Here is a 12,181-nt window from a genome sequence, read left to right on the forward strand (position 1 = left end):
TGGTCGGTCGAGGAGACGACAGACTTGTCGGGGATAGGCCTTTTTCCTGCGGGACAGATGTCCCACAGGAGGCACCTCCAACCGCTGATGCAGGGAGGACAACGGCATGGGATCTGCCGGGTATCCGTTCGAGCCGGCCACCCGTTTCGCGATCATCGGCTACGCGGCTCGTTTGCCAGGCGCCCGCGACGCCGATGAGTTCTGGGACGTGTTGCGCGAGGGCCGCGACGCGATATCGGAGGTCCCGAAGGACCGCTGGGACGTCGACGAGTTCTTCGATCCGGAACCCGGTGCCCCCGGCAAGGTGGTGACCCGCCGGGCCGGGTTCGTCGACGACGTGACCGGGTTCGACGCACCCTTCTTCGGCATGTCGACGCGCGAGGTCAGGTTGATGGACCCGCAGCATCGGATTTTGCTGGAGACCGCATGGCGCGCCATCGAGCACGCGGGTATCGCGCCGACCGCGCTGGCCGAGACCAACACCGGGGTGTTCGTCGGCCTGGCCACCCACGACTACCTGGGGATGGCATCTGACGAGCTGACCTATCCCGAGATCGAGGCCTACATGGCCATCGGGACGTCGAATGCCGCGGCCGCAGGCCGGATCAGCTACCGGTTGGGCCTGCAGGGGCCCTCAGTCGCCGTTGACACGGCGTGCAGCTCGTCGCTGGTGGCAATCCACCAGGCCTGCCAAGCGCTGCGCCTCGGCGAATGTGACCTCGCGCTGGCGGGCGGTGCGAACGTGCTGCTGACTCCGGCGACCATGATCACGTTCTCCAGCGCGCAGATGCTCGCGCCCGATGGCCGGTGCAAGACGTTCGACGCGGCCGCCGACGGCTATGTCCGCGGCGAGGGGTGCGGCGTCATCGTCGTCAAGCGCCTCGAGGATGCGATCCGCGACGGCGACCGGATCCGCGCCGTGATCCGCGGCAGTGCGATCAACCAGGACGGCGCATCCGGCGGCCTGACGGTACCGAATGGTGTTGCGCAGCAACGGGTCATCGCCGACGCGCTGAAGCGCGCTGGGCTGCGGCCCAGTGACGTCGGGTACCTGGAGGCGCACGGCACCGGAACATCGCTTGGCGACCCGATCGAGGCCCAGGCCGCCGGGGAGGTGCTCGGCGCGGGCCGCGATCCCAGCGAGCCGCTGCTCATGGGCTCGGTCAAGACGAACATCGGGCACCTGGAGGCCGCCGCCGGTATCGCGGGCGTCATCAAGGTCGTCCTGTCGCTGGAACACGAGCTGTTGCCGCAGCACCTGCACTTCGAGAACCCGTCGCCCCACATTCCGTGGGACCGGCTGGCGGTGGACGTCGTCAAGGAGCCCACACCGTGGGAACGCAACGGCAGGCCCCGCATCGCCGGGATCAGTTCGTTCGGATTCGCGGGGACGAACGCGCACGTGATCCTGGAAGAGGCACCCGAGCGGACTGCGCCGCACACCCCGGCACCCGAGGACCGCCGGTTGCACGTGCTCCCCATCTCGGCCCGCACGCCCGCCGCGTTGGCGCAACTCGCTGACGACTACCGCGGCTGGATGGACGCGCACCCGGAGGCCACGCTGGCGGACGTCTGCTTCACCGCGGGCGCGGCGCGCGCGCATCTGGAGCACCGGGCCGCGCTGGTGGTCAACTCGAGGGAATCAGCCATCGAGCTACTGGGTGCGCTCGCCGACGATCGGCCCGCACCGGGCCTGGTGCGGGGCGAAACCCACGACACGCCGAAGACGGCGTGGCTGTTCACCGGCCAGGGCAGCCAATACCCGGGGATGGCCAAGGAGTTGTACGACAGCGAGCCGGTGTTCGCCGAGACGGTGGACCGGTGCGGGGCGGCGGTCGCCGATGCTCTCGAAAAGCCGCTGCTGGACTTGATTTTCGAGGTGGACGGCCCGGACAGCGATGCCACGCTGCGGCAGACCGCGCACGCGCAGCCCGCGCTGTTCGCGGTCGAGATGGGCCTGGCCCGGCTCTGGCAGTCGTGGGGCCTCGAGCCCGACGTGGTGCTCGGCCACAGCGTCGGTCAGTATGCGGCGGCCTGCGTGGCAGGCGTGTTCAGTCTCGAAGACGGTGCGCTGCTGATAGCCGAACGCGGTCGGCTGTTCGGCAGCTTGCCCGCAGGCGGGCGGATGGCCGCGGTGTTCGCCGACGCCGAGCGCGTCGAGGCGATGACCGACGAGTTCCCGAGCCTCTCGGTGGCCGCCTACAACGGTGCGAACACCGTATTGTCAGGTCCCGCAGCGGATTTGGAGAAAGCGGTGGCGGCGCTGGCCGCCGACGGTGTCCGCTGCGACTGGCTGGAAACCAGCCACGCGTTCCACTCGGCGCTGCTCGATCCGATTCTCGACGAGTTCGAGTCGTATGCGGACCGATTCTCTTACCGTGCGCCGCAACGGTTGTTGATCGACAACCGCACGGGTGCCGCGCTGGGCAGGAGCGTCAAACTCGACGGTGCCTATTGGCGACGGCACGCGCGCCAACCCGTCGAGTTCGCCAAGAGTGTGCGCACGCTTGCCGATCTGAACTGCAAGGTGCTGCTCGAGATCGGCCCCCGACCGGTGCTGACCGCCGCGGCCCTCGGCGCATGGCCCGACCAGGTGACCGCACCGCGGGTGATCGCATCGCTGCGGCCGAGCATCGCCGACCAACGGCAGATCACCGAAGCCGTCGCCGACGCATATGTGATGGGGCATCGGCCTGACTTCGCCGCTCTTGGACACCCGCAGGCGCGCAAGGTCGACCTGCCCACCTATCCATTCGAGCGGCGTCAGTACTGGTTCCGCGACAACCTCGCCGCCGACCGGCCCGGCCAAACCCGGCCCGATGCCACCCGCACCCACGCCGTGCGCCTGCTCGAAGACGGCCGCATCGACGAACTCGCCACCCTGCTCGGTGATGGTGACAGCCAGACGATCGATGTGCTGACCAGGCTTGCCGCGCAACACAATCAGCAACGAACGAGTCAATCGATCGCCGACGACCGCTACGAATTCCGATGGGAGCCCAGCGGTGCGCCGATCGGCGCGGACGGCGCAGAATCCACCTGGATCCTGATCGGCGAGGACACCGACGCGATACGTCCCCTTGTCGACGTGCTGACGGCGCGGGGGCACCAGCACCGGATCCTCGGATTGCCGATGTCGGATCCCGACGAGGAGAAGCTTGCCGACGCGTTACGCGCTGCGGCGGTGGACTCGACGCTGCGCATTGTGCACGTCGGCGCGCTCGACGTCGGCACGGCACCGTCGATGCGGTCGCTGCTGCGCATGCAGCATCGCGTCCTTGGCGGCACGCGGCGGCTGCTTCGCGCCGCGACCGCCGCGGAAGCGGGCGGACCCATCTGGGTGGTGACCCGCGGCGCACAGAAAGTCACCGACGCCGACACCGTGGCGCCGGATCAGAGTTGCCTGTGGGGCTTCGGTCGCGCCGCGTCGCTGGAGCTTCCGCAGGTGTGGGGCGGGCTGGCCGACCTGGCGGACGGCGGCACCGACGAATGGTCCCGGCTCGTCGACCTGATCAACACGCCGCGTGACACGACGGCCAGAGAAGACCAGATCGCGCTTCGCGGTCAGCACATCTACGTGCCCCGGCTGGTCCGGCGGGACGCGGCGCCCAGCGGTACGCCGGTGCAATTGCGCCAGGACGCAACCTATCTGGTCACCGGCGGCCTCGGCTCCGTCGGCCTGGAGATCGCCGGCTACCTGGCCGCCCGCGGCGCCAGGCATCTGGTGCTGACCAGCCGCAGAACGCCCGGCGACGCCGCGCAGCAGCGCATCGCCGCGTTGGGTGAACAGCACGGCTGCGAAGTCCGCGTGGTCTCCGCCGATGTCGCCGACGCCCACGACGTGGCCCGCCTGCTCACCACGGTGCAGGCCGAATTGCCACCGTTGGCAGGCATCGTCCACGCCGCGGGCGAGATCGGCACCACGCCGCTGAGCGACCTGGACGACAGCGAACTCGATCGGGTGTTCGCCGGAAAGGTCTGGGGTGCATGGCATCTGGCCGAGGCGGCCAACGATCTGAACCTGGACTTCTTCGTCTGCACGTCGTCGATCGCCTCGGTGTGGGGTGGTTTCGGCCAGACCGCCTACGGTGCGGCCAACGCCTTCCTCGACGGGCTGGCCTGGCGACTGCGCGAACAGGGCATCCCCGGCATCAGCGTCAACTTCGGTCCATGGTCGGCGGGGATGGCCGACGTCCAATCGCGCGCACGACTGGACAAGCGCGGAATACACACGCTCTCCCCTGCCGACGCACTGGCGGGCCTGGCCGACATCCTGGCGTCGGGTTCGTCTGCGCAGGGCGTGGTCGCGCGGGTTGACTGGGCTCGCTTCCTGCCGCTGTACCAGCAGGCAGGCAGGCGCGCGTTCCTCGCCGAGCTGGAACACGAGGTGCCCGAGGCGGTCCCGGCGATGACACCGTCAGGAAAGACGGACTTCGTGCAGCGGCTGTCGAATGCGCCTGTGCAGCAACGCAAGAAGCTGATGACCGACCACTTGCGTGACGCGGTCGCACAGGTGACGCGGGTCGACGCCAACGAGATCCGCGAGGACGCCGGGTTCTTCGACCTCGGCATGGACTCGTTGATGGCGGTCGAACTGCGGCGCCGCATCGAACAGGCCGTCGGCAAGGAGATCCCGGTCACCCTGGTGATGGATCACCCGCGGTTGTCCGACGCGGCCGACTATCTGCTGCACGACGTGCTCGGCCTCGGCGAGCAGGCGTCCGCGCCCGCGCGTGCGTCGGTGGTGACCACCCGCACCGACGAACCCATCGCCATCGTCGCGGTGTCCTGCCGATTCCCCGGCGCGCCCGATCCGGAAGCGTTCTGGGACCTGCTCGCCGGCGGTGTCGACGCGATCCGCGAAGTGCCCGAGGACCGGTTCGACATCGACGAGTTCTACGACCCGGACCCGGAAACTGCCGGCAAGACCTACACCCGGTTCGGCGGATTCCTCGACGCAGTCGACGGCTTCGATCCCGAGTTCTTCGGCATCTCCCCGCGTGAGGCCGTCTGGATCGAACCGCAACAGCGGTTGATGCTCGAAACCGTATGGGAGGGGCTGGAAAGGGCCGGCTACTCACCTGCGGAACTGCGCGGCAGCCGGACCGGCGTCTTCGCCGGCGTGGCCGCCAACGAGTACGCCCACCTGCTGTCGTCGGAGTCGGTCGACAAGATCGAGCCCTACTTCATCACCGGCAACGCGCTCAACGCGATCTCCGGCCGGGTCGCGTTCGCGCTCGGCCTCGAAGGGCCCGCGGTGGCGGTCGACACGGCGTGCAGTTCCGCGTTGGTCGCGGTCCATCAGGCATGTCAGGCGCTGCACGTAGGAGACTGCGATCTGGCGCTGGCGGGCGGTGTGAACGTGCTGCTGTCGCCGGTGACGGTGATCGCCGCCTCGCGGGCCAGAATGCTTTCGCCGGTCGGGCGGTGCAAGACCTTCGACGCCTCCGCCGACGGCTACGTCCGCAGCGAGGGCTGCGGCATCCTGGTGCTCAAGAGGCTCAGCGACGCCCAGCGCGACGGCGATCGGATCTGCGCGGTCATCTCGAGCAGCGCGGTCAACCAGGACGGCGCGTCCAGCGGTTTGACGGTGCCCAACGGCGGCGCGCAGCAGCGGCTGATCTCCACGGCGCTGGCCCGCGCAGGCCTGACCGGCGGCGACGTCGACTACCTCGAGGCGCACGGGACCGGCACCCCGCTGGGTGATCCGATCGAGGTGCAGGCGGCCGCCGCCGCCTACGGCGACTCGCGTGCGGCGCCGCTGCTGATGGGTTCGGTGAAGACCAACATCGGGCACACCGAATCCGCTTCGGGCGCAGCGGGTCTGATCAAGGTGGTGCTATCGCTGCAGCACGAGTTGTTGCCGCAGAGCCTGCACTTCGACACCCCGTCACCGCACATTCCGTGGGACTCGCTGCCGGTGCAGGTGGTCAGCGAGGCCACGCCGTGGCAGACCAACGGTCGGCCCCGCCGCGCAGGTGTGAGTTCGTTCGGGTTCACCGGAACCAACGCGCACGTGCTGATCGAGGAGGCACCGCCGCAACCCGCGGTCGCCGACGAGGAACCGCAGACACCGCAGCAGCCCGTCAACGTGCTGACGTTGTCCGCCCGTTCGCCGGAAGCGTTGGCCGAGTTGGCGCGACGGTACGAGACGTGGTTGGCCGCCCATCCGGATGTCGACCTGGCCGACGTGTGCCTGACCGCCGGCACGGGCCGCTCGCACTTCGAGCATCGCGCCGCGCTGGTGGTGGATTCGATCGAAAGCGCGCGCGGAGGTCTGGCCGATCTGGCGGAGAACCGCCTGCGGCCCGGCGTCGTCCGCGGCGAGCACACCAACCGCCCGACGACCGCCTGGTTGTTCACCGGTCAGGGCAGCCAGTATCCGGGCATGGCGCGCGAATTGTTCGCCGCCGAACCAGTGTTCGCCGAAACCGTGACCCGCTGCGCGGAGGCCGTCGACGACATCCTGCCGCGGCCGTTGCTCGACGTGATGTTCGCAACGGATCGCGAGACCGCGGGTAAGGCGTCAGATGCCTTGCGGGACACGTCGTTTGCGCAGCCCGCGCTGTTCGCCGTCGAGATGGGCCTCGCCCGGCTCTGGCAGTCGTGGAGCATCGAGCCCGACGTGGTGCTCGGTCACAGCGTCGGCCAGTACGCGGCCGCGTGTGTGGCCGGCGTGTTCAGCCTCGAAGACGGCGCCCGACTGATCGCCGAGCGCGGTCGGTTGTTCGGCAGCCTGCCAGAGGGCGGGCGCATGGTGGCGGTGTTCGCCGACCCCACGCGCGTCGAGGAGGTCGCCAGCGAGTTCCCGCGGATCTCGGTGGGCGCCTACAACGGGCCCAACACCGTGCTCTCCGGGCCAGGCGAGGACCTGCAGAAGGTCGTCACCCGGTTCGAGGAGGAGGCGATTCGCTGCACGTGGCTGCAGACCAGCCACGCCTTCCACTCCGAACTGCTGGACCCGGTGCTCGACGAGTTCGAGTCGTACGCGGCGCAATTCAAGTTCGCCACCCCCACACTGCCGCTGGTCTGCAACCGCACCGGGGCCGTGCTCACACCGCAGACGCCGATGGATGCGCAGTACTGGCGGCGGCATTCGCGCCAGCCCGTGCAGTTCGCCGAAAGCGTGCGCACCGCGGCGGCGCTTGGCTGCACGGTGTTGATGGAGATCGGTCCGCAACCGGTGCTGACCGGGGCGGCAGTCCAGGTGTGGCCGGAGCATCTGGCCGCGCCGCGGGCGATCGTCTCGCTGCGCAAGGGCGTCGGCGACCGACGTCAGATCGCCGATGCGCTGGCCGCGGCCTACGTCGGCGGTCACCGACCGGATTTCGCTGCGCTGCACCGTGGTTCGCGCCGCGCGCTCGAACTGCCCACGTATCCATTCCAGCGCCGCCGGTTCTGGCCGAAGTCGGCAGGCATGTCCGTGACGGGCGGTGTCGGTGAGGCGTCGGGGATCCTCGGCTCCGGTAAAGACCTGGCCTCCGGCGACACCGTCTACACCAGCAGGTTGTCGGTCAAGTCGCAGCCGTGGCTGTCCGACCACGTCATCTACGGCACCGTCGTGGTACCTGGTGCGACGTATGCCGCGATGGCGCTGGCCGCGGTCGGCACCCCCGCCCACGCCAAGGACGTCTTCTTCTACGAGCCGATCATCCTGCCGGAGAAGAGTTCTCGCGAGGTGCAGCTGACGCTGCATCCGCTGGAGCACGACGGCGAGTTGCGCTTCCAGGTGCACAGCCGCCCGTACGGTGAGCGCGGCGCGGAGTGGTCGTTGAACGCCGAAGGCACCGTCGTCTCCGGCGCGGAGAACGAGCAGCCGGCGGAGAACGAGCCAGTCGACGAAGCCGTCGAACGCCTGGAACGCATGCGCCCGCAGGAACTGTTCGAGACCTTCGCCGATTTGGAATTGGCGTGGGGGCCGACGTGGTCCGGTTCGCTGAAGTCGCTGTGGCTCGGTGAGGGTGAGGCGATCGGCGACATCCTCGTCGGCGAGGAACTCGCGGAGCAACTGGGCACCGAGCCGATGCACCCGGTGCTGATGGACCTGTGCACCGGCGTCGCCTTCCCGGCGTTCCCGGCGCTGCTCGCCGCCGAGCAGGGCGTGAGCGATCTGTTCCTGCCGTTGCGGTACGGGCAGGTGACGCTGCGCGAGAAGATGCCGAGGCGGTTCTACTGCCGGGCCCGGTGGCACGAGAGCGCGCTGGACAACGAGACCCAGGTCTTCGACATCGACTATCTCGACCGAAACGGCAAGCAGCTGGGCGGGATTCGCGAGTTCACGGTGAAACGCGCACCCCGCGAGGCATTGCTGCGTGGCCTCGGCGGGGACACCACCCGGCTGCTGTACACCCTGGGCTGGCACGAGGTGCCGGTGGCGGGCGACGAGCCCGCCGCGGCGAACGGCACGTGGCTGATCGCCGGGTTCGACGAGTTGGCCGCCAAGGTGTCCGGCTGCATCCCGTTCGATCGCAACGTCGACACGGAGTCGCTGGGACAGGTGCTGGCGCAGGCGCACGAGCGCGGTATGGGCTTCTCCGGCGTGGTCTGGCGCAGCAGCGCACCCACCCCCGACGAGTCGACCGCCGATGCCACCGCCCGACTGGAGGCCGAGATCGCCAACCTGCTCAGCGCCGTGCACACGGTGCAGGGCGGCCTGAAACTGCCCGGCGGCCTGTGGATCGTCACCGAACGGGCGGTGGCCACCGAGTCCGGCGAGCCGGTCGACCCGGTGCAGGCGGCGCTGTGGGGCTTCGGACGCACGGCGATCAACGAGGAACCGGCGCTGCGCGCCAAGCTCGTCGACTGCGACGGGTCACCGGAGGCCGTGCAGTTGCTGTCCAATCTGCTGGGCACGCCCGTCGACGAGCCGGAACTGGCTCTGCGCCAAGGGAAGTTGCTGGCGTCGCGGCTGCTGCCGTGGGCGCGCAGCGGCAACCTCACTGTGCCGCGTGCAGGTGATTTCGCGCTGGCGCCCACCGAGCGCGGTGCGATCGACAACCTGCGGCTGACCGAACGGGACGTCGCGCCGCCCAACGAGGGCTACGTGCAGGTCCGGGTCGAGGCCGCCGGCCTCAACTTCCGGGACGTGCTCAACGTCCTCGGGTTGTACCCGGGCGATCCGGGCCCGATCGGCGGCGACTTCGCCGGTGTCGTCACGCAATTGGGTGAGGGCGTCGGTTCGGGGCGAGCGGAGCGACGGGATGGAGTCAAGCTCGAGGTGGGCCAGCGCGTCTACGGCTCCATGCAGGGTGCGTTCGCCAGCCGGTTCAACGTGCCTGCCCAGTTCCTGGCGCCGATCCCGGACGGGGTGAGCGCGGTCGAGGCCGCGACGATCCCCGCCGCGGCGCTGACGGTGCGGCTGTCGTTCGACTGGGCGCAGCTCAAGCCGGGTGACAAAGTGCTCATTCACGCCGCCAGCGGCGGTGTGGGCCTGGCCGCCGTCCAGATGGCCCAGGAGTGTGGGGCTGAGGTGTTCGCCACGGCAAGCACCTTCAAGCGCGCGACGCTGCGCAAGCTCGGTGTTCAGCACGTGTACGACTCGCGCACAACGGATTTCGCCGACCAGATCCTGGCGGACACCGACGGCGCCGGTGTGGACGTGGTGCTCAACAGCCTGACCGGCGAGGGTTTCATCGAGGCGACGCTGAGGGCGACCGCGAAGAACGGCCGCTTCGCCGAGATCGCCAAACGCGATATCTGGACACCGGAGCAGATGGCCGCGGTCCGTCCCGACATCGCCTACGAGATCGTCGCACTGGACACGGTGATGTTCACCGATCCCGACCGCATTCGCGACCTGCTCATCGAGGTGTCGGAGGGACTCGGGAACGGCCAGTGGACGCCGCTGCCGGTCGAGATCTACCCGCTGACGGAGGCCAGGACCGCGTTCCGCCGCATGCAGCAGGCGCGGCACATCGGCAAGATCGTGGTGCAGATCCCCAATCCGCTTCAGCCGCGGCCGGATCGGAGCTACCTGATCACCGGCGGACTCGGCGCGATCGGACTGCACACGGCGTCGTATCTGGCCCAACTCGGCGCAGGCGACATCGTGTTGACCAGCAGGCGGGCGCCCGACGCCGAGGCGCAACGGACGATCGACGACATCACCGAACGCTACAAGTGCCGAATCCACGTGCGCTCCGCCGATGTCGGCGACGAGTCCGAAGTGGCGGCACTGTTGGAGAAGATCCGCGCTGAGTTGCCACCGCTGGCGGGTGTGGTGCATCTGGCCGGTGTGCTCGACGATGCGTTGCTGTCCACGCAGAGCGTGGAGCGGTTCCGGACGACGTTGGCGCCCAAGGCATTCGGTGCCTATCACCTGGATCGCCTCACCAAGGACGACGCGCTGGACTTCTTCATCGTGTCGTCGTCGGTGTCGAGTTTGTTCGGTTCACCGGGCCAGGCCAACTACGCGGCCGCCAACGCGCTGCTCGACGGCCTTGTCGCGCAGCGACGGGCCAAAGGGCTGCCCGCCACGGGCATCAACTTCGGTCCGTGGGGCCAGGGCGGTATGGCGTCGTCGGACGCCGCGACCGCCAACATCAGTGCCCAGGGCCTGGTACCGCTGGATCCGTCGGCCGCACTCAGCGCACTCGCCGAGGTGGTGGCCAACGGCACCGGACAGGCCACGGTGCTCAAGGCCAACTGGCAGCGCGCCGCCAAGGTGCTCGGCAGTTCGCGGCCGCCGATCCTCGACCTGGTGCTGCCGAGTGCGGCCGGCGAGGTGACCGGGGACAGCGAGTTGCTCAAGCAGTTGCAGGAGATCCCCGTGCCGCAGCGCGCCGCCTTCGTCACCGAGTTCCTTCAGCGCGAGGTGCAGAACTTCCTGCGACTCGCGCAGCCGCCGGCCGCGAGCAGTCGGTTCCTGGACCTCGGCACGGACTCGCTGATGGCGATCGAACTCCGCAACCGGCTGCACAGCCAGTTCGGCGGCGCGTTCACGATCAATGCGACCGCGGTGTTCGACTACCCGACCATCGGTGGGCTCGCCGAGTATCTGGTGAACCAGCTGCCCGACGCGGAACAGCCGGAGGAAGCGCAGCCCGCGGAGGTCAGTCAGCCCACCGGCTAGCTTCCACCTCGGGCGGTAGCACGGACTGCATCGGCACGTCGAGGCCGTCGTAGATGCCTGGCTTCTGGTCGGCCAGCCAGTTCAGCGCGCCGAGCAGCCGGTTGGCGGCGGTGGTGTTGCCGCCGTCGGCGCGGGTACCGCCGGGCACGTCGGCGCGGCTGACGATGGTCAGCTGCGGATCGCCGTCGATGAACACCCGGTGGTCGCCGACGCCACCCCGATCGGCGTCGTCGGGATAGGGCCAGTCCGGCGCGCAGGACGCGTGGATGCGGGTGATGTGGTCGATGACGACGCGTTCGCGGCCCTTCGACTTGCCGATCACCTTGAGCCAGAACGCGCCCTGCGTGCCCTTCTCGAAGCGCCCCATGACGGTGTCGACGGACTGCTGAAGCGGCAGCCGCTCGACCTCCTCGGTGATCTCGTCGATCTCGATGCCGAGGCCGCGGCCGATCAGCCGGATGTTGCCGCCCCACACCATGGTCGGGATCGAGGGCAGCAGCATCATCGGCACAGGATCTTCTGGGCCCATGGCCGTTCCGAAGCCACACGACACCTTGACCGCGTACGGCTGGTCGTAGGTGGAGTAGTCGAAGATCTCCTGGCAGTGGATGGTCTTGATCCGGGTGCACAGCCCCGCGGCGATGACGGCCAGCGCGTCGTTGCCCCAGCCGGGGTCCACCCCGCTGACGAGCAGCGAGCCTCCGCCCTCGTCCGCGGCCGCGGCCAGCCGATGCACCCATTCGTCAGGCGCCGACCGCGGGTCGTAGAGCGAGTACAGCGACGGGGTGACGACGTGCTTACCCGCGCGCAGGCAGCGGACGATGTCGGCGACGGCGTCGTCGGGCCTGATGTCGCCGGACGCCATGTAGGCCACCGCGTCGCAGTCGGCCAGGACCGCGTCGACGTCGGTGCTGGCCGTGACGCCGGTGTCCGCGTCGAGGCGCGCGAACGTCGCGGCGTCCTTACCGTCCTTGTCGGCGGCGGACGTGATGACACCCGCCAGCCGTAGACCCGGAAACGCCACCGCCGACCTGATTGCCGTGGACCCCATATTGCCTGTTCCCCACACCGCCACCCGAAGCATCCGGACACCCTATCGGCGGGCCGCGT

The 12,181-nt window shown here is 69.2% G+C and carries 2 protein-coding genes; one reads left to right on the forward strand and one right to left on the reverse strand.

All coding sequences use genetic code 11. The features are described 5' to 3' along the window. The first annotated feature begins 106 nt into the window (after positions 1–106). The gene (locus C1A30_RS23530) at positions 107–11,071 is read left to right on the forward strand and encodes a type I polyketide synthase (RefSeq protein ID WP_101950769.1); all 10,965 of its coding nucleotides are present in this window, start codon (positions 107–109) and stop codon (positions 11,069–11,071) included. On the opposite strand, the gene C1A30_RS23535 is transcribed toward C1A30_RS23530, so the two are convergent. Further along, entirely contained in the window at positions 11,052–12,155 is a 1,104-nt protein-coding gene (locus tag C1A30_RS23535; protein ID WP_101950770.1) for a dihydrodipicolinate reductase, read from the reverse strand. The two genes, C1A30_RS23530 and C1A30_RS23535, sit on opposite strands and share 20 nt — an antisense overlap. Positions 12,156–12,181: the final 26 nt, after the last annotated feature.

Source organism: Mycobacterium sp. 3519A (assembly GCF_900240945.1).
In the GTDB taxonomy this organism is placed as follows: domain Bacteria; phylum Actinomycetota; class Actinomycetes; order Mycobacteriales; family Mycobacteriaceae; genus Mycobacterium.